This is a genomic window from Roseateles sp. GW821-FHT02E12, from assembly GCF_059421665.1.
Map to the genome: position 1 here is coordinate 1,127,525 of NZ_JBWKVK010000001.1, position 23,704 is coordinate 1,151,228.

The following is a 23,704-nucleotide window of genomic DNA, read 5'->3' on the forward strand; positions in this document are numbered from 1 at the left end:
GGACCCACCACCATGAGTGCCATTCCCAGCTCAGCGGCCATGCCGCTCGGCCTGCGCGGCCTGGTGGCCGACTGGTCGTCCGACCGCCAGGCCTTCCACGTCGCCTGGGGCAAGGTGATGATGTGGATCTTCCTGCTCAGCGACACCTTCATCTTCGGCAGCTTCCTGACCGGCTACATGACGGTGCGCGCGTCGACCACGGTGCCCTGGCCCAACCCGAGCGAGGTGTTCGCGCTGCACATAGGCGGCACCAACCTGCCGCTGATCCTGATCGCCATCATGACCTTCGTGCTGATCAGCAGCAGCGGCACCATGGCCATGGCCGTGAACTTCGCCTACCAGCGTGACCGCCGCAAGGCCGCGCTGCTGATGTTCGCGACGGCCGCGTTCGGCGTGGTGTTCGTGTCCATGCAGGCCTTCGAATGGACCAAGCTCATCATGGAGGGCGTGAGGCCCTGGAGCAACCCGATGGGGGCCGCGCAGTTCGGCTCCTGCTTCTTCATGATCACGGGCTTCCACGGCCTGCATGTCAGCGCGGGCGTCATCTACCTCAGCGTCGTTGCGACACGCTTGCTGCGCGGGCGCTACGAGAAGCGCGGCAACTACCAGATCGTCGAGATCGCCGGCCTGTACTGGCACTTCGTCGACCTGGTCTGGGTCTTCATCTTCGCGTTCTTCTATCTCTGGTGAGGTGCAGCATGAGCAGCCCCGGAACCCCTCAACAACACCAGCAACATCCCATTGGCCTGTACCTCAAGGTCTGGCTGCTGCTGTTCGTGCTCAGCGCGATGTCCTATGGCGTCGACTACTTCCACGTCCAGGGCCTCCTGCGCTGGAGCCTCATCCTCGTGCTGATGATGCTCAAGGCCGGTTTCATCGTGGCCATCTTCATGCACATGGCCTGGGAGCGGCTGGCGCTGATCTGCGCCATCCTGCTGCCGCCGCTGGCGCTGCTGGTGCTGGTGGGGCTGATGGCCTCCGAGGCCAGTCACACGCTGCTCAGCCGGCTGCTGTTCTTCAAGTAGCCCATGACCACCGCCGAACTCGCCAAGCCGCTGCCGGCCGCCCGCCCGCGCTGGCGCGACTACCTGGAGCTGACCAAGCCGCGCGTCGTCGCGCTGATGGTCTTCACCGTCGTCGTCGGCATGCTGCTGTCCTCGCGCGGGCTGCTGCCCTGGCAGCCGATGCTGTTTGGCACGCTGGGCATCGCGCTGGTGGCCGGCGCCGCCGCGGCCATCAACCACCTGGTGGACCGCCGGCTCGACGCGCTGATGGCCCGCACCCGCGGCCGGCCGCTGCCGCGCGGCGCGCTCGGGCTGGGCAGCGTCTCGCTGTTCGCCGCGGCGCTGTGCGTGGCCGGCATGGCGCTGCTGCTGGTCTTCACCAATCTGCTCTGCGCGCTGCTGACCTTCGCCTCGCTGCTCGGCTACGCCGTCGTCTACAGCCTGTTCCTCAAGCACGCCACGCCGCAGAACATCGTCATCGGCGGTGCCGCCGGCGCCGCGCCGCCGCTGCTCGGCTGGGTGGCGATCACGGGCCAAGTCGACGGCGGCGCGCTGCTGCTGTTCCTCATCATCTTCGTCTGGACGCCACCGCACTTCTGGGCCCTGGCCATCCACCGCCGCGACGACTACGCCAAGGCCGACGTGCCCATGCTGCCGGTCACGCACGGCGTGCCGTTCACGGCCCGCCGCGTGTTCATCTACGCCGTGGCGCTGTTGCCGATCAGCCTGCTGCCGGTCGCCATCGGCATGAGCGGGCTGCCTTATCTCGTGGCTGCATCGCTGCTGGGCCTGCGCTTCATCGGCCACGCCTGGCGACTGAAGCAGGACGCCCGCTGGGGCATGCCCACCTTCAGGTTCTCCATCGTCTACCTGTTCGGCCTGTTCGCCGCCTTGCTGGGCGACCACTACCTGCTGGCCTGACGTCAGCGGCCATGCCAGCGGCGGGTGGCGCGCCGCACCATCTCGGGCAGCAGGTGGTTTTCTTCCTCGATGCACCGCAGCCAGGTCGCGTCGTTGCCCATGCCATTGATCTCACGGCGCAGCAGTTGCAGCGCGGCCTCGGCGCGCAGGTCGCCGGCGTGGGTGTCCAGGCGGCTCAGCACGGTGATGAGGTCGTCGCGCAGCACGCGGTGCTCGCCGGTCTCGGGGTCGACGAAGGTGCCGTCCAGGCCGAAGCGGCAGGCCTGGAAGCGGTTGAAGGTGTAGGGCAGGTAGTCGTCCTCGCTGAGCGTGAACGGCTTCTCCACCGTGATCCAGCGCGCCAGGCACTGGATGAAGCCGGCCAGTGCCGCGGCCTTCTCGATGGTCAGCGGCGTGTCCAGCACGCGGACCTCGATGGTGCCGAACTCGGGCTTGGGGCGGATGTCCCAGTAGAAATCCTTCATGCCCGAGACGACGCCGGTGCGGGTCATCTTGGCGAAGTAGGCCTCGAAGTCGTCCCAGGTCTGCACGAAGGGCGCGCGGCCACTCAGCGGGAAGGCGAAGACCGAGTTCAACCGCGCCGAGTCGAAGCCGGTGTCCTCGCCCTGCACAAAGGGCGACGAGGCCGCCAGCGCGATCAGGTGCGGGATGAAGCGGCTCATGCCGTGCAGCAGCACCAGGGCCTCGTCGGCGCTGGGGCAGCCGATGTGCACGTGCTGGCCGAAGATGGTGAACTGCTTAGACAGATAGCCGTACAGCGACGACAGCTCGTGAAAGCGCGGCGTCTCGAAGATGCGCTGGCGCTTCCAGTGCTGGAAGGGGTGGGTGCCGCCGCCGCACAGGCCCACGTCCAGCTGCTCGGCGCAGCCCACCAGCGCGTCGCGGATCTGGCCCAGCTCCGACAGCACCTGGCCGTAGCCCGCGCACACGCCGGTGGCCAGCTCGATCATGCTGCTGGTGATCTCGGGCTTCACGTCGCCCGGGATGCTGCGCTTTTCCATCAGCCGCAGCAGGTCGGCCGAGACGGGCGCCAGGTCGTAGTCGGCGCTGTTGACGATCTGCAGTTCCAGCTCGACGCCCAGCGTCAGCGGTTGCGATTTGGAGAATGCACCCAGGCTCATTCGCGGGCCTCCTTGTTGCGCGAGGCGGGTTTGGGCGCCGGCGGCAGCTCGCCGGCCAGGCGCAGCGCGAACTGCACGGCGATGGGGCCGATCAGCTCCAGCACCGCGATGCTGGCCAGGATGATGGGCACGGCGCCGGCGGCCAGTTCGGGCTCGGCCCGCATCAGCTCGCTGAGCATGACCAGGGCCGTGGCCGACAGCGGCGTCATGGTGATGGACAGCGCCAGGCCCTGGCGCCAACTCGCCTTGGCCAGCGGCGCGAGGGCCACGATGGCGATGGTCTTGGCGATGAAGCGCGCCGCCAGCAGGGCCAGCGCCGCAAAGCCGCCGGCCACCAGGATCTTGGGCGACCAGGCCGAGCCGACGATGACGAAGAGCATCAGCACCAGCGCCCCGCCCGAAGTGCCGAAGTGGCGTGGCCACACCCACGGCCGTTCACTGGTGTTGCGCAGCAAGAGGCCGGCCAGCAGCGGCATCAGCAGCGTGGACACGCCGATGGCGCGCGCCGCGACGATGGCGAAGGCCACGAGGCCGAACAGCAGCAGCACGGCGCTCTCATTGCGCAGATCCAGCCGCCGTGCGACGAGGTAGACGGCGCCCGCCAGCAGCGCGGCCAAGCCCAGCGTCGTCAGCAGCGAGATCGCCAGCCCGGCCAGCGCCTGCGACAGGCTGCCGCCATCGTCGGCGGCCCACCAGGTGCGCATCAGCGTCAGTGCGACGACGGCGTAGAGCGTGTTCAAGGCCGTCAACAGCGAGGCCCGTTGCGTGACTTGACCCTCGGCGCCCAGCTCCATCGCGACGCGGCCGGACACGGCGGCCGGTGCCGGCATGGCCAGGATGGCGCAGGCGATGGCCGTCTGCCAGCCGAGATCGAACAGGCGGAGCACCAAAGCCACTGCCACCGCACTGAGCAGTGCTTCGGCCAGGCTCGTCACGGCCAGGCCCGGGTTGCGGGCCAGCCAGCGCAGGTGCACGCGGCTGCCGATCTCGAACAGCAGCAGGCCCAGCGCCAGGTCGGTGACGGTCTGCGCGGCGCCGGCCAGCGGCATGGCAACGCCGTGGCCGAAGGCGGCCGCGACGCAGCCCGCCAGCGTGTAGCCGACCACGCGCGGCAGCCGCGTCGTCGCGGCGATGAATTCGCCGGCCAGCGCGCCGGCCAGCAACACGCCGACGACGAACATCAGCCCGCTGGACGGCGGGACGGCCAAGCCGGCCCAGACCCGGGCACCGGTGTCGAGTGCGTTCATGTCTCCCCTTGGAGGTTCTGAAGTTTTGCGGATAAGCCTAGAGGGGCACCGTGACGGGGCGTGTAGGCCAAGACGCCGAAAACCATGCTGAAAGCGCTCTCCCGGAGAATGGCGGCATGCAACTTCTCAGCGTCAACACGGCCCGCGTCGAGCACTTCACCGCCACCGATGGCCAGACCCTCGCCTCTGCCATCCGCAAGCGTCCGCGCGCGGGTGCGGTCGCCGTCGGGCCGCTGGGCCTGGAGGGCGACGAGCAGGCCGACCCGACGGTGCACGGTGGCTTGGCCAAGGCCATCTACGCCTACCCGCAGGAGCACTACGCGTTCTGGCAGACGGTGCGCGGCCAGGCCAAGGTGCCCGTGGAACTTCAACCGGGGGATTGCGGCGAGAACCTGACGCTCGCCGGCCTGCTGGAGAGCAAGGCGTGGATCGGCGACGTGCTGCGCTTTCCGGACTGCGAACTCGTCGTCTCCGAGCCGCGCTACCCCTGCTTCAAGTTCAACGCCCACATGGGTTTCAACCAGGCCGCCAAGCTGATGGTGCAGAGCGGCTACTGCGGCTTCTATCTGGCCGTGAAGCGCGAGGGCACGATCGCGGCCGGCCAGGCCTTCGAGGTGATCGCGGGGCCGCGCGAGGTCGGCATCGTCGAGCTGTTCAAGGCGAAGATGCGCAAGCGCTGAGCACGCGCCGGACGGCGGCGAGGCTGCGCGTCACGTCCTCGTCCGTCGTGGCCCAGGAGCTGACGCTCAGGCGCATCGCCGTCTGCCCCTGCCAGACGGTGGGGCCGGCCCAGCAGCTGCCTTCCTGCTGCAGCGCCGCGATAACGCGCCGCGTCATGCCGGCATCGCCAAAGCTCACCAGCACCTGGTTCAGCACCACCTCGTTCAGCACCGGGCAGCCGGCGGCCGACAGCTCCTCGGCGAAGCGGCGCGCATGCGCACAGCAGCGCGCCACCAGCTCGGCCACGCCGCTGCGGCCCAGCGTGCGCAGCGCGGCCCACACGTCCACACCGCGCGCGCGGCGCGACAGCTCGGGTGTGTAGTCGGACGGGTTGCGGAACTCGCTCTCGGTGGGCAGGTAGTCGGCCGAGATGGCCATGGCCGCGCGCAGCGGCTGCGCATCGCGCACCAGCGCCAGGCCGCTGTCGTAGGGCACGTTGAGCCATTTGTGCGCATCCGTGGCCCAGGAGTCGGCCTCGGCCATGCCGCGCACCAGGTGTGCGTGCGCCGGGCTGGCTGCGGCCCACAGGCCGAACGCGCCGTCCACATGCACCCAGGCGCCCCGCTCGTGCGCGGCGGCCACCAGCGGCTCGAAGGGATCGAACGCACCGGTGTTCACGTTGCCGGCCTGGGTGCACAGGATGGTGGGGCCGCGCAACGCAGGCAATTGGTCGGCGCGCATGCGGCCCTGCCCGTCCACGGGCACGCGCACGACGCGGCTGCGCCCCAGGCCCAGCATGCCGAGCGATTTCAGCAGCGTCGGGTGGGCCTCGTCGCCGATGACGACGGTGATGGGCGGCGCGCCGAACAGGCCCTCGGCCTCCACGTTCCAGCCCTCGCGTTTGAGCAGCGCATGGCGGGCCGCGGCCAGTGCCGAGAAGTTGGCCATCGTCGCGCCGGTCACGAAGGCGCCGCCGGCCGTGGCGGGCAGGTGCAGCAGGTCCAGCAGCCAGCCCAGGGCCACGCTCTCCAGGGTGGCGGCGCCGGGCGACGCGGCATGCAGCGCGGCGTTCTGGTCCCAGGCGGTGGTGAGCCAGTTGCTGGCGATGCTGACCGGCAGCGAGGCGCCGATGACGAAGCCGAAGAAGCGTCCGCCGTTCATGCCCAGCGTGGCCGGCGAGCCCAGTTCGTCCAGCTCGCGCAGCGTTTGCTGCGCCGGCTGCGGGCCCGCGGGCAACGGCACGCGCAGGCTTGCGAGGGCGGCCACCGCCTCGTCACTGGGGGCCACGCTGCGTTCGGCCATGCCGTCGAGATAGGCGATGGCACGCCGGGCCGCGTCTTCGAGCAAGTCCTTCATGGCGTGGGCCCTCGCGTTACGAATGCCGGCGATTGTGGGGTGCGTGATTCAATCGCCGCCATCCTCAACAGCTGGAACGTGCACCGCGCATGCCCCGTCTCGATGTCTCGCCGCTGCGGCGACGTGCCCTGCTGATCGCCGGCCTGGCACCCGCGCTGGCGCATGCCGGGCCGGTGCTGCAGGTGGGCCCGCGGCGCGCCGTGAAGTCGCTGGCCGCCGCAGCACGCCAGGCGAAGGACGGCACGCTCGTCGAGGTGGATGCGGGCGAGTACCGGGCCGACGCCGCCACCTGGCCCCAGCACGAGCTGACGCTGCGCGCCGTAGGCGGTCGCGTGAAGCTGGTGGCGGCCGGTGCCCATGCCCAGAGCAAGGGCCTGTTCGTGACGACGGGCCGGCGCCAGCGCATCGAGGGCTTCGACTTCTCCGGCGCCGCGGTGCCCGACGGCAATGGCGCCGGCATCCGGCTGGAGGCCGGCTCGCTGACGCTGGTGGACTGCACGTTCAGCGACAACGAGAACGGCGTGCTGACGGCCAACGACGAGAGCATCGAGCTGGACATCGTCGACTGCGACTTCGGTGCCATCCTGCCGCGTGATGGCAAGACGCATAACCTCTACGCCGGTGCCATCAAGCGCCTGGCCGTCAGCGGCAGCTACTTCCACCACGGCCTGCACGGCCACTTGCTGAAGAGCCGTGCGGCGCTGAACCACATCCTCTACAACCGCCTGTCTGACGAGATCGGCGGCCGCGCGAGCTATGAACTGGAGTTTGCCAACGGGGGCGTCGCCGTCGTCATGGGCAACCTCATCATGCAGAGCTCGACGACGGAGAACCCCCACGTCATCTCCTTTGGCGTCGAAGGCGCGAAATGGCCAAGGCAGGCGCTCTACCTCGTCAACAACACGCTGGTGGACCAACGCCCCAGCGGCGGCATCTGGCTGCGCGTGACGCCGACGCAGACCGAGGTGGTGCTGGCCAACAACCTGCTCGTCGGTGCGCCCAAGCTTGCGGCCGAAGGGCACTGGACGCGGCGCGCCAACTTCAGCGCCGATTGGGACGAGTTCGTGCGCGCGGCGCGCGACGACTACCGGCTCAAGCCCGGCTCATCGCTGCGCGGCAAGGCGCAGGACGCGGGCGAGGCCGAGGGCATGAAGCTCACGCCGACGCGCGAGTACCGGCACCCGCGCGGCACGGTGGCCCTTGCCGCGCCGGCGGCCAGCCCGGGCGCCTTCCAGTCCTGAGGGCCGGAATGCAAGCTCAGGTCTTCTTGTCGAGGAAGGCGCCGAGGATGCGGTCCATGAAGGCGAACACCAGCTCGGTGCTGTAGCCGGCCACGAAGGCCAGGGCCCACACGGGCAGGTTGGCCCATTGCGCGCCGCCCACGTCCTCGGGCTTGAGCAGCCAGCTGGACGCGATGCCCGCCAGGGCACCCATGCCGACGCGCACGATGTGGCCGAAACCGGCGTTGGGCGCGAAGCTGCGTTCGCCGATGGCCTTGCTCATGCTGCGCAGGATGAAGGCGTGCGCGCCCAGCCAGCCCATCAGCAGCAGCAGGTACACGCCGCTGAGCCGCGCAGCCACGGCGCGGGCGGCGTCGAGCTTGTCGGCGAGGGTGAGCTTGGACTGCGCGGCCGTCTTCTGGGATTCGCTGCACAGGAAGTACTGCTGTATCAAGGTGGCGCTCGGGCTGCAGGGCCGGGCGGCCCAGGTGCTGACCCGGTCGGGGATGGCGTCCTGCTCGGCCTTGGCGAGTTTCTGAGCGTCCTGCGCGAGCTTCAGGGCGGCGTCTGCGTCGTCATCGGCCTTCCTGGCCGCGGCCAGCGCGGCGCCGTCGGCAGGCTTCTTCTCGGCGGCGGCCAGCGCCAGGGCGGTGCCGGCCTTGGCGCTCGTCTTGGCGGTCACGTCCTTGTTGGCTTCGGCAATGATCTTGGTCAGTTCCTGGTAGCGGTTCAGGCCGAAGGTGCCTTCGGCGTAGTAGCTGAGCGTGACGCAGGTGACGATCAGCACGACCAGGAATACGGCGACGTTGAAGAGGCGGCCAAACGACCAGCTCCGCAGATCGAGGATCGCCCTCGACCAGCCGGGCAGCACCGTCTCGGAGGCGGCCAGCGTCTGCACGTTGACGGGGGCCAGCGCGACGGTGAGGCCCTCGTAGGCCTCCCGGAACTGCTGCTCGTCGGTGGCGGTCAGCGCACCCGTGTTCACTGCGACGCCCGTGTTGACGATGCCGTCGCGGATGGTGTCGTCGATCTTCCTGCCGTTGCCGCCGGCAAAGGCCAGCAGCAGGTCGGCGTCGGCCTGCAGCGGCCGCACCACTTCGCAGCGCACGAAACCGGCGTAGACGGGCAGGGTGATGGCGTGGATGGTGGCGTTGTAGGCCGCGAAGAACTCCTCCTGGGCGGCGCCGGGCATCTGCAGCGCCGCTGCGTTGGCCGTGGCACCCAGCAAGGCCGTCAGTTGCGCGGGCGTCAGCTGGACGTTGCGCTGCTGGGCAAAGGCCGCGAGCCGCGAGGCGTTGGCAATCATGTCGTCGATCTGGGCCATGGGGCCTCCCTTCGTCAGTCGTTGTCTTCGGTGCGTGCATGGCCCGCGTTCAGAACGGGTCCTTGAATTCCATCGTGAGGAAGAAGGCGCCGCGGGCCTCGCCGGCCTGGCGACGCATGTTGACCATGTAGCCCAGGCTGAAGTCCACGCTGTCCACCAGCGTGGCGCGCAGCCCCGTGCCCAGGCCGATGCGGGTGCGCGGCGCGCCGGCCGGGCGGGGGCCGAGGGTGACGACGTCCAGCAGCAGCAGGGGGCTGACGGCGACGATGTTCATCTCGTTGAACAGCGTGTGGACGATGCGGCGCACGGGCTGGATCTCGCGCTCCGCCGCGGCCTTGGCCACGTCGGTGTCGGCGACGAACCAGGCCGCCAGTTGATCGGCGGAAGCCCGCAGGGCGGCACCCAGTTGGGCAATCTGCGGGCTGTGGGCCGTGGCGTTGAAGACGTCGGCGCACGCCGCCGCCGCTTTCACGAGCAGGTTGCTCCCGGCGGGCAGCAGCATCCTGAAATAGCCCACCTGGGCGGAGCCCGTGCGCTCCAGCACCTTCACCGTGTTGGACTGGGCCTTGGCCACCTGGGCCCGGCACGCGGTGAAGGCCGCGCCGGCCGGGGCGCCCGCCGGCGGCTGGGCGGCCACCGCGGCGCTGTCCAGCGCGGCCAGCGTCTGCTGCACCTGCGGCAGGTGGGCGATGGCTTGGCGGAAGGCGGGCAGGTCGGGCCGCATGTCGTTGGCCAGCGAGCTCGCGGCCGAATTGAGCTGGCCTTGCAGCAGGTCCTCGACCTGATCGGGGCTGTCGTAAAGCTCCTTGGGCACGAGCGGCGTGTTGTAGACGGGTGCCGAGGCCGTGAGGTTGAGCGCCGCGAAGCGCTGGTAGCCCGGGCTGGCGGCCACGTTGGCCAGCGCGTTGGTGCCCAGGCTGCGCAGCAGCGGGGCGGCGCGGATCTGCCACTCCTCACCGCCGATGAAGCGCTGCTCGCGCCCGCCGGCGTAGAAGCGCGCGCTGTGGGGCACGACGCCGCGCTCGCTGAGCTGGCCGAAGCTGAGCCGGGTGTCGACCGACAGGAAGCGGTGGTCTCCCACGCGCCAGCGGCCCTGGTGCGCGACGTCGACGATCTGCTTGACCCAGTCGATGCTGCCCGCGCCGCCGTTGCCGGCGCCGAACTCGACCGCGTAGCTGGCCGCCAGGCTCTGGCGATCCAGCCGCGCGGTGGTGCCGGCCATGAGCTTGAGGGACTGGGTGTGCTGGTTGGCCGTGAGGCCGGCCGCCGGGTTGTCCTGGCCGCCGCTGCGGTGCTCGCCGGCGTCCAGTGCGGCACCCAGGCGCAAAGGCAGGCTCCAGTCGCCCAGGGGCCGGGTCTGGGCCAGCAGTTGCGCCTGCAGGCCGCTCTGCCCCAGGCGCGACACGGCCTTGGCGGGGGCGGATTGGTCGGCATAGCCCAGCCGCCAGGACAGATGGGCCCAGGTGCCGCTCTTGGGGTCGTGCCAGCCCTCCGCCGCCAGGCTCAGGTCGCGCAGCCGGTCGCTGACGTAGCCGTCGACGGCCAGCGTGCGCCAGTAGGCGTCGGCGCCGGCGTCGATGCGCTTGTACAGCGCCGCCGCGCCGGCCCCCAGGCCTTCGCCGGCCTGATAGCCCGCGCGGGGCTGCAGGCGCAGGCCCTTGCGCAGCGCTTCCTGGCCCGCCTGCTGCTCGGGCGCGGCAAGCTCGCGCTGGCGCGCCTCCCAGGTGGTGGCGATGGACAGCGAGGCCTTGATGGCATGCACGTGGAACGTCAGGTCCAGCGTCTCGCCGGGCTGGCAAGTCACCACCGCTGCGAGCACGCGCCCCCCCACGCGGGCTTCGCGGTCCAGCCGGGCGAAAGGCAGGTCGCCGATCTGGTCCTGCACCTCGCTGATGCGATTGGCGTCGTAGGGCTGGCCGACCAGGCGCTGGGCCAGCCCCCGGGCCTGCTTCAGGTCGGCGGCGATCCAGGGCAGGAAGGCCAGCGGCGTGCGCACGTCCACCGACTGGATGCGCCAGCCGCCGAAGGCCTTGTTGGCCGGGCAGCCCTGCGGGATGACGGCCTTGTCTTCCTGCTTCGCTTCGGCAGGCTCGGGCGGCTCGTCTCCCTCGGCCCGGGCGGGCGCCAGCGCGGCCAGCAGAACGCCGGCCGCCATCAGTCGCGCGGCAGGTTGCATGGGGCGGCCCTCGCGGTACGGGGTGGGGTGGCAGCCGTGCGCCGGCCTCACTCCGTCTGGTTCAGGGTGTCCTTCACCTCTTCCGTGGGCGGCGTGCCGCCGGGCTGAGTGCTTTCCTCCGCGGCATCGGCGACGGGGCCGGACAGGTGGGCCTCCTGGGCCGTGTTGAGGCCGTTCTTGGCCGTTTCGGCCGCCTTGTCGTGCAGGTCCTTGTCCACCACGACATCCAGGCTCACGCGCGGCTTGGTGTAGTCGACGGACGTGCTGTTGCGCTTGAAGAGCTTGAAGTGGATGACCCACTTCGGCAGGCCGTTCTCGTCGGTGCTCTTCTCCAGCCCGAAGACGATCTGGCGCAGGTCGTCCTCGGTGTTCACCACCAGGTCGACCTTGATGTTGACGACGACCTTCTTGGCTGCGGGCATGGGCGTGGCCGCAGCCACGGCCGTGGGTTTTGGCTTGGGGGCCGCGGCAGGCGTTGCAACGGTCTTGGCCGCCGGCTTGGGCGCGGACTTGGATGCGGGCTTGGTTGTGGCCATGGTGAACTCCTGGTCGGTGCGATGCAGTTCGGGGCGGATGCGGCGGCCGAGGCGGCACGTTACCGCTGTGCTGGCAGTAGGCGCCGGGTGTGGGCCGAGGTCATCCGCAGCAGTGATGAAGGCGGCGCTTTGGACTAGGGGCCTGCCCCCGCCCCCCTCACCCTCCCGCCAGGGCCACCACTTCCTTGCCCACCCTCGCCAGGTCCTGCCGGAGCTGCTCTGGCAGCAGCGCCAGGTCCGCCGCCTCCACCAGCGTGTACTTCACGCGGCCGTCGCCCACGTCGCTGCCCAGCGCGGTGACGAGGTCCAGCAGCATGTTGTAGGCGCCACGCGTCTTCTTCGAAGCCGGGTCGCGCGGCTCGGCGGGCGTGACGGCGGCGAAGGGCTGGCAGCTGACGAGACGGTTGGCGGGGTCGACGTAGACCGAGCCGGTGATGACCTGGCAGCCTTCGGACCAGTTGTTCACCTGCCCCAGCAGGCCGCGGCCGCCCCAGTGGACGTTGATGGTGGCGTTGACCTCCAGGCCGCGCGCCAGGTCGTCGGGCGTGAGCTTGGCGTCAGCGCCTGCGCGCACGACGAGCACGCCCGCGCCCTCGGGCTTGAGCGCGAGGTAGGTGCTCTTGTGCCAGCCAAAGTGGTAGTTGTGCTGGCCGGGCACGAGGAAGGGCATGCCGGCGGGGTTCTCGGTGGCGCCGGGGTCGGTGGTGCCCTGGAACTTGTAGACCAGGCCCTTGATGAGCAGCACGAAGATGTCGTCGAACTTGCCGGACATCACCTCGCGGCGGATGCCGATGAGGTGGATGCCCGCCTGGGGCGAGAAGTCCCAGTCCGCGACCTTGCGCGTGTCGCCGGTCCTGCTGGCGGCGTTGACGAGCGCCAGCACGGGGCTGGGTGCGGCCTGGTACTTGGCCTTGACGGCGTTCAGCCACGTCAGCCAGTCGTCGAACTCTCCCGTCGGTTTGCCCGCCGCCCAGGCCGCGACGGCCCCGTCCCAGCTCGGGCGCAGGCCGCCGGCCAGCCAGCGCCGCAGGTGCTCCTGCGACTGGGGGCCGAACTGGCCGTCGGGCGTGCAGGCCAGCTTCTCGACGCTGCGCACCTGCTCCTGGAAGAGCCGGATGGCCGACTGCGTGCGGTAGCCGCAGATGCCGTCCACCTGGCCGCCGGGGAAGAAGCCGAGGGTCTTGAGCGCCTGCTGCACCTCCTTCACGCTCATCGTGCCGGCGGCTGCCGCAGGCAGGCGCTGCACCTGGAGGTGGTCGCTGCCGGCCTGGATCTCGGTCAGCGGCCGGCGCGTCAGGGTCTCGACCTCTTTGAGGTAGGCGCTGCACTGCGCATCCGACACGCCATCGTCCACACATCCCAGGCTGATCATGCGCATCTCCGTTCGCGCCGGCACCGTGCCGGCTCGCGCGCAAGATAGTGAGCCTGGGAGTCGCCGCCATCCTCGAACTTGAGGATGGGCGGCGCGAGCGTCAGGCTCGCTGGAGCTCGGCCGCCACGGGGTAGTCCGTGTAGCCCTCGGCACCACCGCCGTAGAAGGTCTCCTTCTGCGGTGCGGCCCAGGGCAGGTTGTCGCGCAGGCGCTCGACCAGGTCGGGGTTGGCGATGAAGGGCCGGCCGATGGCCACCGCGTCGGCATGGCCGCTGGCGACGGCGTCCAGCGCCATCGTGCGGTCATAGCCGTTGTTGACGATCCAGGGGCCGTTGAAGCGGCGGCGCAGCTCGGCGTAGTCGAACGGGGCCACGTCGCGCGCGCCACCGGTGGCGCCTTCCACCACTTCCAGGAAGGCCAGCTTCAGCGGGCTGAGCTGCTCGGCCACGTAGTTGAAAAGCGCCTGCGGATTGCTGTCCTGGCCGATGTCGTTGCTGGGCGTCACCGGGCTCAGGCGCAGCGCGGTGCGGCCGGCGCCGATGGTGCCGGCCACGGCCGTCATCACCTCGATCAGCAGCCGCGCGCGGTTCTCGATGGAGCCGCCGTATTCATCGGTGCGGTCGTTGGCGCTGTCGCGCAGGAACTGGTCCAGCAGATAGCCATTGGCGCTGTGGATCTCGACGCCGTCGAAGCCGGCTGCGATGGCGTTCTTGGCGGCCTGCACGTAGTCGGCGATCAGCTGCGGGATCTCGTGGGTGGCGAGCGCGCGCGGCACGTCGGTCGGCACCAGCTCGCCGTAGGCGGCGTAGGTCTTGGTCTTGGCCGCGCGGTTGGTGGACGACACCGGCTGCTGGCCGCCCGGCTGCAGGCTGTTCAGCGAGATGCGGCCCACGTGCCAGAGCTGCACGACGATCTTGCCGCCCTCGGCGTGCACGGCATCGGTCACCTGCTTCCAGGCGGCGATCTGTTCGGGCGTGTGGATGCCGGGCGTGTCGAAATAGCCCTGGCCGTCGGGGCGGATCTGGGTGGCTTCGGTGATCAGCAGGCCGGCACCGGCGCGTTGGCGGTAGTACTCGACGTGGAGGTCGTGCGGTGTCTGGCGCGTCGCGCGGTTGCGCGTCAGGGGCGCCATGACGACGCGGTTGGCGAGCTGGATATCGCCGAAGCGGACGGGGTCGAAAAGGGTAGGCATGGCAGTGAAATAGGGGCAGAAACGATGACTGCAAGGCTAGTCCTGCCTCGCTTTCCCCGGTTCGGCGGGGTTGATCCGGGTTGTGTTAGCGACAATCGCCCCATGCTCGCCTACCGCCACGCCTTCCATGCCGGCAACCATGCCGACGTTCTCAAGCACCTGGTGCTGACCCGCGTGCTGCGCTACATGGCTGAAAAGGACAAGCCTTTCACGCTGATCGACACCCACGCCGGCGCCGGCGGCTACTCGGTCGAGGGCCGCTACGCGCAGAAGAAAGGCGAGTACGCCGAGGGCGTTGCGCGGCTGTACGACCGCAAGGACCTGCCCGCGCCGCTGGCCGACTACCTGGACCTGGTGCGCGCCTTCAACCCCGACGGCCAGCTGCGCCAGTACCCCGGCTCGCCGGCCATCGCCAACATGCTGTTGCGCGAGACTGACCGGCTGCGCGTCTACGAGCTGCACTCGACGGACCACCGCATCCTGGCCAGCTACCTCGACACCCGCCCGCAGACCCAGGTGCGGGACACCGACGGCTTTGCCGCCATCAAGGCCGAGCTGCCCTCGCCCACCCGCCGCGCCGCGCTGCTGATGGACCCGTCCTACGAGATCAAGAGCGACTACGGCAAGGTGCTGACGGCGCTGCGCGAGGCGCTGGAGCGCGCGGCCGACACGGTCGTCATGGTCTGGTACCCGCAACTGCAGTTGCTGGAGTCGAGCCAGCTGGCCGCACGACTGAAGGGCAGCGCGGACACGAACGCCAAGAAGGGCTGGCTGCATGTCCGCCTGACCGTGGCCGCACCCGCGGACCGCCCGGACGGCAAGGGCCTGGGCATGCTGGGCAGCGGCATGTTCATCGCCAACCCGCCGTTCACGCTGCACGACGAGCTGGCCGAATGCCTGCCGGTGCTGGTGGAGAAGCTGGGCCAGTACGACGGCGCGAACTACGTGCTCGAACAAAAAGCGGCTTGACCGGCGGCAAGCCGGTTGAGCCAGCCGTTTGCGCGGCTCAGTCCAGCACGACTTCCGTACGAATCACGCCGGCGCGCTCCGCGCTGGCCGACAGCGCCAGTCGCGTGCCCACGGGCGCGCGCACCACCCACTCCGCCACGGCGCGGTCTCCGGTGGGGTGCTTGTTGAACAGGAAGGCGAGTTGGCTTTGCTTGGGCGCATGGCCTTCGAGCTGCGGGCCTTCCATGCGCTCCTTGCCGCTGACCAGGCTGATGGCCGGGTCGTTCACGGGCATGTGGATCTCGAACATGACGCCGCGCACCGTCTTGCGCTCCAGCGCCCGCTGCGTCACATAGGCCGGCAGATAGCCGGCATTGGCCACAGCCAAGCGCACCCGCCACATGTCCGGCCCCAGCGCCCGAACCTCGGTGCGGATCAGCTCGAGCTTGGGCAGGCTCATCGCAATCTGAGATAACCAGCCAGGGAAGCGCGCGGCCTCACGCTCGCGCAGGGCGGGCGGCGGGTTGCGCCAGTAGTTCATCTTGTCCCAGCCGCCGATCTCCACCGAGCCGAGCTGCGGATGCTGGAAGGGCGTCCAGTCCACGTGGGCCTTGCCACCGCACTTCTCGTCGCTCCACTTCAAGAGCTTGAGGTCGTCCTCGACGGGGTGCTCGCGGTACCAGTCGATCCACTTCTCGGCCTCGACGCCGGCCTCCTTGTTCGGCGACCACAGCTCCACGACCCAGAACAGCGCGCCCAGGTGCTCGTAGACCCAGTCCTGCGTGCCGGTGATGACGTCCTTGGGGTGGTAGCGGAACTCTTCGTAGATGCTGATGGCCGGGTAGCCCGTGTGCTTTTCGCCCAGGGCCGAGAGGTTCTGGATCAGCCACAGGTCCTCGGGCGTCATGTCCTTGTCGCTGCGCGTGCCGCAGGGGCGCAGGATGACGCCGCTGTGGGTGTGGAAGCTGACGGCCGCGCCGATGTTGGGATGCTGGGTGATGAAGTCCACCATGGCCCGCACCTCGGGCTCGCTGGTGGGGTAGGGCCCGGCGCCGAGCTGTTCGAACTCCTGGCGCCATTCGCCGGGGAAGTTGCGGTTCAGGTCCAGCCCTTCGCGGTCGGCGTTGACCTTGACCGTCAGCCCGTCGTGGTTCTTGATGAAGCCCTCGGGGATGAGGCGGAAGTACTCGCCACCGAACTCGCCCGGCTCGCGCGCCACCATCAGCCGCGGGTCAGCGGCATATTTCTTGTAGCCGCCGTGCGGGTCGGGCACGCGCATCGTCAGGATGCGGCCGTCGCCGTCGATGTCTTCGGCAGTCAGGCCTTCCACCGGCTCCTCGGTGTAGGGGTAGGGCCGCGTGGAGCTGCGGATGTGGCGCGGCCGGTCGGCCAGCGCCAGCTCGGCGCCGTCGGGATTCAGGCGCGGCACGAGGTAGATGGCGCGCGTGTCGAGCAGGCGGTTGACCTGGGCGGCCTCAGGCGACGCACTGCCGTGCAGGTTGAGCAGCTGGTGCAGGTAGTAGAGGCAGGTGGTCGACGCGGTCAGCTCGGCCGCGTGGATATTGCCGTCCACCCACAGCGCCGGCTTGTCGATGTCCGTGCCGCTGGCGAGATTCGTGACGACGACCACCCAGATGTCGCGGCCCTCGTAGCTCTTGCCGATGGAGCGCACGGACACCAGGTTGGGCCGCGCCTCGGCATAGGCGAACAGCAGGGCAGTCAGTTCGTCGTGGCGGTAGAAGTGGTCGAAGCGCGGGTTGGGCAATGGGGTGGGCATGGCGGCGTTGTCCTGGGTACGGGGTCCCAAGATCTAGGGGTCTCTGTGTGGCGCGGATTGTCGGAACTCGCCCCGCCGCCCAGGCCAGGGTTTGCCCTCGGCGTCTGTCTATTGACCCTTGAACAGAGCCTGGAACTGCCGCGATACCGGCAGCTTCTCGTCCCGGCCGCGCAGCGTGACGACCATGCTGCCCTCGTCGATGCGGATGGCGCGCGCGATGCAGCGGCTGTTGACGAGCACGCTGCGGTGGATCTGCCAGAACTGGTCCGGGTCGAACTGCGTCAGCAGCTCGCGCAGCGGCGTGCGGATCAGCGCATCGCCGCCTTGGTGGACGACGCGGGTGTAACGCTGGTCGGCCTCGAAATAGATGACCTCGTCCGGCTGGATCAGCAGCACCTCGCGGCCGACGCCGGCCTGGATGGGGCGGGGCGCGGGCTTCGGCGCCGCGAAGCTGGCGAGCAGGCGCTGCAGGGCCGTCGTGTCGGGCGCCGGTTGAGCCAGGCGGGCGCGCAACCGGGCCAGCGTCTGTGCCAGCCGCTCGTCGTCGACCGGCTTGAGCACGTAGTCGACGGCGCCGGCGTCGAAGGCGGCCAGCGCGTGGTCGTCATAGGCCGTCACGAAGATGATGAGCGGCGGCGTGGCCAGGGCCGACAGGCGGCGCGCAACCTCCAGGCCGGTGAGGCCCGGCATGCGGATGTCGAGGAAGGCGATGGCCGGCTCGTGCGCCAGGCAGTCGTCCCAGGCTTCGACGCCGTTGGTGCTGGCGGCCACGATGTTCAGCTCGGGCCAGAGGCGGGTGAGGGCGGCGCGCAGCTGTTCGCGCGGGGCTTCCTCGTCGTCGGCAATCAGGGCGGTGAGGGTCGTCATGTGAGAGGGGGGGTCGGCAGGGTCAGTGTGGCGATGCAGCCGGGCGCGGCATCGGCCAGGGTCAACGTGGCGTTGGGGAAGGCGCTCAGCAGCCGGCGGCGGGTGTTGGACAGGCCCACGTCCTCGGCCCAGCCGGGCGCCAGGCCCGGGCCGTCGTCGCGGATGGTCAGCACGAGGCGATCGGCCTCGCGGCGTGCGGCGATCTCGACATGGCCGCCACGCAGCTGCGGTTCGATGCCGTGGGCGATGGCGTTCTCCACCAGCGTCAGCACGATGCCGGGCGGCAACGGCGCATCCAGATCGGCCGGCACGTCGATGGTGAAGGCCAGCCGCGCACCCAGCCGCGCCTGCATGATGGTCAGGTAGCGGCGCACCATCTCCGCCTCATCGGCCAGTGGCTGCAGCTCGCGTTCGAACATCGGCAGCGTGGCACGCAGGTAGGCCGTGAAATCGCGCAGCAGCGGCGCCGCGCGGGCGTCACCGGTGTCCACCCAGTGCTGCAGCGAGGCCAGCGTGTTGAACAGGAAATGCGGCTGGATCTGGGCGGCGGCCAGGCGGGTCTGCAGCCGCAGCGCCGCTTCCTGCTCGGCCAGCTCGCGCAGCCGCGCCTCGATCTGGTCGACGCGGTAGAGGGTCAGGATCCACCAGATCGAGACGATGGCCGTCAGGATGGCGAGCTGCAGCGGCAGCAGCTCCAGCACCTGCTCGCGCCAGCCCAGCTTGGCGGCGGCGATGGAGACGGCGATGACCACCGCGAAGAGGGCGTAGCAAGCGGCATTGAGCCGGTGGCGCGTCGGCTTGCGCCAGAGCCAGTGAGCCGCCGTCAGTACGGCCCAGGCCAGCCCCAGCACGATGGGCCAGAGCCACGGGATGTGATGACGCATCATCGGCGCCGTGTTGACCGCCAGCAGCATCACGAGATTGCCGTAGACGCATTGGTCGATGGCCTGCGGCCAAGGCTGATTGCCGGCACGCGCCAGCTCGTCCGGCGTGAAGACGCGGCGCGAGCCGGGGTAGAGCCATTGCTGCCAGTCCAGCAGGAAATGGCGCGGCTTGGGGCTTGAAGCTGACATGGCACACAGTCTAGGAGGCGCTCAACGCCGACGGCGGCGGGCGGCGGCGAATGGCAGGCTGGGACGCCTGAACGGCTCAGTCGACCGATCGGTCGGGAAAAGTGCAGAATGCCGCCCATGCCTTCCTGGACCTCCCTCGACCTCCAGCGCAGCGACACCGGCGTGGCGGTGCTGACCATGAGTCGGCCGGCCGTCTTCAACGCCTTCGACGAGACCTTGATCGCCGAACTGGACGCGGCCTTTGCGCTGCTCGGCGGTGACGCCAGCGTGCGCGTCATCGTGCTGGCCGGTGCCGGCAAGCACTTCAGCGCCGGCGCCGACCTGCAGTGGATGCAGCGCGCGGCGGCCGCGTCTCAGGACGACAACCTGGCTGACGCGCGCCGCTTCTCGGCCATGCTGGCCCGCATCGCCGAATGCCCGAAGCCGACCCTCGCCCGCGTGCAGGGCGCGGCGCTCGGCGGCGGCGTGGGGCTGGCGGCGGCCTGCGACATGGCCGTCGCGTCCGACGCGGCGAGCTTCTCGGTCAGCGAGGCCCGCATGGGCATCCTGCCCGCCGTCATCGGGCCGCATCTCGTCAACGCCGTGGGCCTGCGCGAGGCGCGACGGCTGGCGCTGACGGCTGCCCGCATCGACGCCGCCGAGGCGCAGCGCGTGGGCCTCGTGCAGCGCGTGGTGCCCGCCGAGGGGCTGGATGCCGCGGTGGAGGCCTTCGTCGCCGACCTGCTCGCCTGCGGCCCCGCCGCCCAGGCCGAGATCAAGCAGCTCTACGCGCGGCTCGCGCCCGGCCCGGTCACATTGGAAGTGCGTGAGCTGACGGCTCACACCATTGCCCGCGTGCGCAAGACGCCTGAGGCCCGTGAAGGCTTTGCCGCCTTCCTTGGCAAGCGCAAGCCCAACTGGACATCGAACGAATGAACCTGAACGACTCCCGCATCCTCGTCGTCGGCGCCGGCCTGATGGGCGCCGGCATTGCCCAGGTGGCCGCCCAAGCCGGCCATCAGGTCGCCCTGTTCGACGCCCGCGCCGGTGTGGCCGAGGCTGCCAAGGCCAAGCTCGTGCAGACGCTGGAAGGCCTCGTCGCCAAAGGCAAGCTGACGGCCGAGGCTGCCGCCGCGACGCTGGCCCGCATCACGCCGGTGGAGGCCCTGGTGCCGGTGGACCTCGTCGTCGAGGCCATCGTCGAGAACCTCGACATCAAGCGTGCGCTGTTCGCCGAGCTGGAGGCGCTGCTGCCGACGGAGGCCGTCATCGCGACCAACACCTCGTCGATCTCCGTGACGGCGCTGGCGCGTGGCATGAAGAAGCCGGAGCGGCTGGTGGGCATGCACTTCTTCAACCCCGTGCCGCTGATGAAGCTGGTCGAGGTGGTGTCGGGCCTGGGCACCGACCCGGCCATCGCGCAGGCTGTCTTCGACCTCGCCGGCCGCTGGGGCAAGACCGCGGTGCACACCCGCTCCACCCCCGGCTTCATCGTCAACCGCATCGCCCGGCCCTACTACGCCGAGGCGCTGATGCTGCTGCAGGACCACGCGGCCACGCCCGAGCTCATCGATGCCTGCCTGCGCGCGGCGGGCTTCCGCATGGGCCCGTGCGAGCTGATGGACCTGATCGGCCACGACACCAATTTCGCGGTGACGAACTCGGTCTTCGCCGCCAACTTCTTCGACCGCCGCTTCACGCCGTCGCTGGTGCAGCAGGAGCTGGTGGACGCGGGCTTCCTGGGCCGCAAGAGCGGGCGCGGCTTCTACCGCTACCCCGAGGGCGCGCCAGCGGTGCATCACCACAGCTATCCGCAACCGAGCGCGAAGCGCCTGGTCGTGCATGGCCAGGGCGCTGTCGCGGAGCGCTTCGCTGCCGCCTTTCCGCAGGCCGAGCGTCAGCCCGCCAGCGACTGGGTCGGCCTGGAGGCCGATCGCGCCCAGATCCGGCTGACGGACGGGCGCACGGCCCGGGAGATCGCCGCCGAGCGCGATCTGCAGGCGCCGGTCGTCGTCTTCGACCTGCCGCTGGGCGCTGCTTCGGACCTGGCCTATGCCAAGTCCGGCAATTTCAGTGATCCGGTGGGCTGGCTGGCGGCGCTCGGATTCAAGCCGCTCGAAATGGTCGACACGCCGGGTCTCATCGTCGCCCGCACCATCGCCATGCTGGTCAACGAGGCCAACGACGCCGTGCAGCAAGGTGTCTGCGACGAGGCAGGCGCCGACGCGGCCATGAAGCTGGGCGTCAACTACCCGGCCGGGCCGTTCGAGTGGCAGGGGCAGTGGGGCGCCGGGCCCATCGTGGCCCTGCTGGACCGACTCGACACCTACTACCGTGGCGAACGCTACCGCGTCAGCCCCTATCTGAGACTCACGTCATGACCCACGCCTTCATCTGCGACGCGATTCGCACCCCCTTCGGCCGCTACGGTGGCGCGCTGTCCTCCATCCGCACCGACGACCTCGGGGCGCTGCCGATCAAGGCCTTGATGGCGCGCAATGCCGGCGTGGACTGGGCCCAGGTTGCCGACGTCATCTACGGCTGCGCCAACCAGGCCGGCGAGGACAACCGCAACGTCGCCCGTATGGCCGCGCTGCTGGCCGGCCTGCCGGTGGATGTGCCGGGCAGCACCGTGAACCGCCTGTGCGGCTCGGGCCTGGATGCGGTCGGCACGGCCGCGCGGGCCATCCGCGCTGGCGAGGCCGGGCTGATGATCGCCGGCGGCGTGGAGAGCATGAGCCGCGCGCCCTTCGTCATGCCCAAGGCCGAGAGCGCCTTCAGCCGCGCGAACGCGATCTACGACACCACCATCGGCTGGCGCTTCATCAACAAGGCGATGAAGGCGCAGTACGGCGTGGACGCCATGCCGGAGACGGCGGAGAACGTCGCGGCCGACTTCGGCATCGAGCGCGAGGCCCAGGACCGCATGGCGCTGGCGTCCCAGATGAAGGCCATCGCGGCGCAGAAGCGCGGCTTCTTCGAGCGCGAGATCGTGCCGGTCGAGGTGCCGCAGAAGAAGGGCGACCCGTTGCGCGTGCTGCTGGACGAACATCCGCGCGAGACGAGCCTGGAGGCGCTGGCCAAGCTCAAGGGCGTCGTGAAGCCCGACGGCAGCGTGACGGCGGGCAACGCCAGCGGCGTCAACGACGGCGCCTGTGCGCTGCTGCTGGCCAGCGAGGCCGAGGCTGCGCGCCATGGACTGAAGCCCCGCGCCCGTGTCGTCGGCATGGCCACGGCCGGCGTGGCGCCGCGCATCATGGGCATCGGCCCGGCGCCGGCGACGCGCAAGGTGCTGGCGCTGACGGGCCTGACGCTGGCGCAGATGGACGTCATCGAGTTGAACGAGGCGTTTGCCGCCCAGGGCCTGGCCGTGCTGCGCGACCTGGGCCTGGCGGACGACGACGCCCGCGTGAACCCGAACGGCGGCGCGATCGCGCTGGGCCACCCGCTCGGCGCCAGTGGCGCGCGCCTGGTGACGACGGCGATCAACCAGCTTGAAGTGACGGGTGGCCGTTATGCGCTGTGCACGATGTGCATCGGTGTCGGGCAGGGGATCGCGCTCATCGTCGAGCGGGTCTAGCTACTCGAAGAACAGCCTGGAGATGCCCTTCAGGCTGACCAGATTGCCCGGGTTGCTGGTCTCGTTGAGCACGCCGCTCATGCGCTTGAGCAGCCGCGGGCTCTTCTTGGCGCGCCAGATCAACAGGTCGGCCAGCCAGGGGTGGGCGTTGACGCGGTTGGCACGCTCGTAGAGATCGAACTTCGGCTTGAGCGCAGTCAGGCCGGCCTCGTACGCCGCGCGTGCGGCCGTGTCATCGGTGTGCCCGAGGATGGCGTCGGCCGCCAGCATGCCGGTCTCCATCGCCTTGCCAATGCCTTCGCCGGTGAAGGAATAGGTGCTGCCCGCGGCCTCGCCGGTGACGAGCAGCCCGGGCCGGGTCCACTTGGCACCGGTCAGCGTGCAGCGCAACGGCGCGCCTTTGAGCTCGCCCACCAGTTCGCCCACGCGCATCAGCTCGGCGGCCGGCGCGTACTTGGCGACGAAGGCATCGAAGATGGCACGCAGGTTGATGTCTTTCTTCTGCCCTTTGCCGCCGCCGAGGTCCTTGTGGCTGTCGGTGACGCCCACGCCGATGTTGAAGTGGCCGTCCGGCGCCGGGAAGATCCAGCCATAGCCCGGCCGCACCGACTTGTCCCAGACGACTTCCAGCGCCTTGATCTTGCCCACCATCTGCGGCGCCTTCACGTAGCCGCGCAGCGCGACACCGCTGGGCGTGTGGCGCTCGCACATGCCGGCCGCGGTCAGCGCCTTGGGCACCGCGCCGGTGGCGAGCACCACCCAGCGCGCCGCCACTTCGACGATCTCGTCACCGCGCTTGAGCCGCGCGCCGATGACGCGGCCATCCTGCTCCAGCGGCGCCTCGAAGCGCGCCTGCTCGAAGCGGGCACCCGCGTCACGGGCCGCACGCAGCAGCAGCGCGTCCAGCTCGCGCCGCGGCAGCACGGCCAGCGACCCCGGCACATCGATGCGCCCGCCGCGCGGGCCGATGCAGCCGACATGGGTCACGGCCTGGGCCAGCCGCATGACCTCGTCCAGCAGGCCGAGGCGGGCCAGGGCCTTGTGCGCATCGGGAATGAGGCCGTCGCCGCAGATCTTGTCCCGGCCGGGCGGCTGCTGGTCAACCAGCAGCACATCGACGCCAGCGCGAGCCAGCAAGCGGGCGCACGCGCTGCCCGCGGGGCCGGCGCCAACGATCAGGACCTCGCAGCCCGGTCCGGCGGGCTTGGCGCCCGCCTGTGTCTCAGCAGTCAATTCGATGGGGTATTTCGAGGAGGTCGGCGATTCTAGGAGGCTGTCCTCGCTGGCGCCTTGCCTCGCCCCGCAACTCGCCCCGGCGCGCACGCGGCCCAAAGCCCGACAGCCTCCTGGA

21 protein-coding genes are annotated in these 23,704 nt (G+C 70.1%); 9 read left to right on the plus strand and 12 right to left on the minus strand.

What is annotated here, in order from left to right; all coding sequences use genetic code 11:
* The first annotated feature begins 12 nt into the window (after window positions 1–12).
* From AC07V5_RS05410 to AC07V5_RS05420, 3 genes are read left to right on the plus strand one after another with little or no spacing between them, the layout of a single operon-like run.
* Window positions 13–690: a heme-copper oxidase subunit III family protein gene (locus AC07V5_RS05410; protein ID WP_495114594.1), complete on the plus strand. Its 678-nt coding sequence runs from the start codon at window positions 13–15 to the stop codon at window positions 688–690.
* 8 nt (window positions 691–698) lie between these two features.
* A complete protein-coding gene (locus AC07V5_RS05415; protein WP_495114595.1) occupies window positions 699–1,025 on the plus strand; it encodes a cytochrome C oxidase subunit IV family protein in 327 nt (108 codons plus the stop codon).
* Between the two features lie 3 nt (window positions 1,026–1,028).
* Complete coding sequence (locus AC07V5_RS05420) at window positions 1,029–1,925, plus strand: heme o synthase (protein WP_495114596.1); 897 nt, start codon at window positions 1,029–1,031, stop codon at window positions 1,923–1,925.
* Window positions 1,926–1,927: 2 nt separating this feature from the next.
* Here the strand turns inward: AC07V5_RS05420 and AC07V5_RS05425 are convergent, their stop codons facing one another.
* Window positions 1,928–3,046, minus strand: a complete 1,119-nt coding sequence (locus AC07V5_RS05425; protein ID WP_495114597.1) for a YbdK family carboxylate-amine ligase — start codon at window positions 3,044–3,046, stop codon at window positions 1,928–1,930.
* Window positions 3,043–4,293, minus strand: a complete 1,251-nt coding sequence (locus tag AC07V5_RS05430) for a cation:proton antiporter (RefSeq protein ID WP_495114598.1) — start codon at window positions 4,291–4,293, stop codon at window positions 3,043–3,045. Before AC07V5_RS05430 ends, AC07V5_RS05425 begins: the two co-directional genes overlap by 4 nt.
* A gap of 116 nt (window positions 4,294–4,409) precedes the next feature.
* Between AC07V5_RS05430 and AC07V5_RS05435 the strand changes: the two genes are divergently transcribed.
* Window positions 4,410–4,973, plus strand: a complete 564-nt coding sequence (locus AC07V5_RS05435; protein WP_495114599.1) for an MOSC domain-containing protein — start codon at window positions 4,410–4,412, stop codon at window positions 4,971–4,973.
* Here the strand turns inward: AC07V5_RS05435 and AC07V5_RS05440 are convergent.
* A complete protein-coding gene (locus tag AC07V5_RS05440; protein ID WP_495114600.1) occupies window positions 4,948–6,309 on the minus strand; it encodes a pyridoxal phosphate-dependent decarboxylase family protein in 1,362 nt (453 codons plus the stop codon). The genes AC07V5_RS05435 and AC07V5_RS05440 overlap by 26 nt on opposite strands.
* Window positions 6,310–6,398: 89 nt before the next feature.
* Between AC07V5_RS05440 and AC07V5_RS05445 the strand changes: the two genes are divergently transcribed.
* Window positions 6,399–7,550: a hypothetical protein gene (locus tag AC07V5_RS05445; RefSeq protein WP_495114601.1), complete on the plus strand. Its 1,152-nt coding sequence runs from the start codon at window positions 6,399–6,401 to the stop codon at window positions 7,548–7,550.
* Between the two features lie 16 nt (window positions 7,551–7,566).
* Here the strand turns inward: AC07V5_RS05445 and AC07V5_RS05450 are convergent, their stop codons facing one another.
* The 5 genes from AC07V5_RS05450 to AC07V5_RS05470 all read right to left on the minus strand — a co-directional run bounded on the left by AC07V5_RS05450 (window position 7,567) and on the right by AC07V5_RS05470 (window position 14,129).
* The gene (locus AC07V5_RS05450; protein WP_495114602.1) at window positions 7,567–8,853 is read right to left on the minus strand and encodes a hypothetical protein; all 1,287 of its coding nucleotides are present in this window, start codon (window positions 8,851–8,853) and stop codon (window positions 7,567–7,569) included.
* 49 nt (window positions 8,854–8,902) lie between these two features.
* Window positions 8,903–11,029: a hypothetical protein gene (locus AC07V5_RS05455; protein ID WP_495114603.1), complete on the minus strand. Its 2,127-nt coding sequence runs from the start codon at window positions 11,027–11,029 to the stop codon at window positions 8,903–8,905.
* A 47-nt stretch (window positions 11,030–11,076) separates the two neighbouring features.
* Window positions 11,077–11,565 (minus strand): hypothetical protein, encoded by a 489-nt coding sequence (locus AC07V5_RS05460; RefSeq protein WP_495114604.1) that lies wholly within the window; start codon window positions 11,563–11,565, stop codon window positions 11,077–11,079.
* A gap of 157 nt (window positions 11,566–11,722) precedes the next feature.
* Entirely contained in the window at window positions 11,723–12,937 is a 1,215-nt protein-coding gene (locus AC07V5_RS05465) for a peptidoglycan-binding domain-containing protein (protein ID WP_495114605.1), read from the minus strand.
* 100 nt (window positions 12,938–13,037) lie between these two features.
* Window positions 13,038–14,129, minus strand: coding sequence for an alkene reductase (locus tag AC07V5_RS05470; RefSeq protein ID WP_495114606.1), 1,092 nt, complete (start codon window positions 14,127–14,129; stop codon window positions 13,038–13,040).
* 102 nt (window positions 14,130–14,231) lie between these two features.
* Here AC07V5_RS05470 and AC07V5_RS05475 point away from each other — a divergent pair, with 102 nt between their 5' ends.
* The gene (locus AC07V5_RS05475; protein WP_495114607.1) at window positions 14,232–15,098 is read left to right on the plus strand and encodes a 23S rRNA (adenine(2030)-N(6))-methyltransferase RlmJ; all 867 of its coding nucleotides are present in this window, start codon (window positions 14,232–14,234) and stop codon (window positions 15,096–15,098) included.
* A 37-nt stretch (window positions 15,099–15,135) separates the two neighbouring features.
* On the opposite strand, the gene AC07V5_RS05480 is transcribed toward AC07V5_RS05475, so the two are convergent.
* The 3 genes from AC07V5_RS05480 to AC07V5_RS05490 form a co-directional block, all read right to left on the minus strand.
* Window positions 15,136–16,854 (minus strand): M14 family metallopeptidase, encoded by a 1,719-nt coding sequence (locus tag AC07V5_RS05480; protein WP_495114608.1) that lies wholly within the window; start codon window positions 16,852–16,854, stop codon window positions 15,136–15,138.
* Window positions 16,855–16,962: 108 nt separating this feature from the next.
* Window positions 16,963–17,721 carry a LytR/AlgR family response regulator transcription factor gene (locus AC07V5_RS05485; RefSeq protein WP_495114609.1) on the minus strand — a complete coding sequence of 253 codons (759 nt, stop codon included), beginning with the start codon at window positions 17,719–17,721 and terminating at the stop codon, window positions 16,963–16,965.
* Window positions 17,718–18,794 carry a sensor histidine kinase gene (locus AC07V5_RS05490; protein ID WP_495114610.1) on the minus strand — a complete coding sequence of 359 codons (1,077 nt, stop codon included), beginning with the start codon at window positions 18,792–18,794 and terminating at the stop codon, window positions 17,718–17,720. Before AC07V5_RS05490 ends, AC07V5_RS05485 begins: the two co-directional genes overlap by 4 nt.
* Before the next feature lie 117 nt (window positions 18,795–18,911).
* Between AC07V5_RS05490 and AC07V5_RS05495 the strand changes: the two genes are divergently transcribed.
* From AC07V5_RS05495 to pcaF, 3 genes are read left to right on the plus strand one after another with little or no spacing between them, the layout of a single operon-like run.
* Window positions 18,912–19,709 carry an enoyl-CoA hydratase-related protein gene (locus tag AC07V5_RS05495; protein ID WP_495114611.1) on the plus strand — a complete coding sequence of 266 codons (798 nt, stop codon included), beginning with the start codon at window positions 18,912–18,914 and terminating at the stop codon, window positions 19,707–19,709.
* On the plus strand, window positions 19,706–21,154 hold the full coding sequence (locus AC07V5_RS05500; RefSeq protein ID WP_495114612.1) for a 3-hydroxyacyl-CoA dehydrogenase: 1,449 nt from the start codon (window positions 19,706–19,708) through the stop codon (window positions 21,152–21,154). The genes AC07V5_RS05495 and AC07V5_RS05500 overlap by 4 nt, the downstream gene beginning before the upstream one ends.
* Window positions 21,151–22,353, plus strand: coding sequence for a 3-oxoadipyl-CoA thiolase (gene pcaF, locus AC07V5_RS05505; protein ID WP_495114613.1), 1,203 nt, complete (start codon window positions 21,151–21,153; stop codon window positions 22,351–22,353). The genes AC07V5_RS05500 and pcaF overlap by 4 nt, the downstream gene beginning before the upstream one ends.
* On the opposite strand, the gene AC07V5_RS05510 is transcribed toward pcaF, so the two are convergent.
* A complete protein-coding gene (locus tag AC07V5_RS05510) occupies window positions 22,354–23,586 on the minus strand; it encodes an NAD(P)/FAD-dependent oxidoreductase (RefSeq protein WP_495114614.1) in 1,233 nt (410 codons plus the stop codon).
* Window positions 23,587–23,704 lie beyond the last annotated feature (118 nt).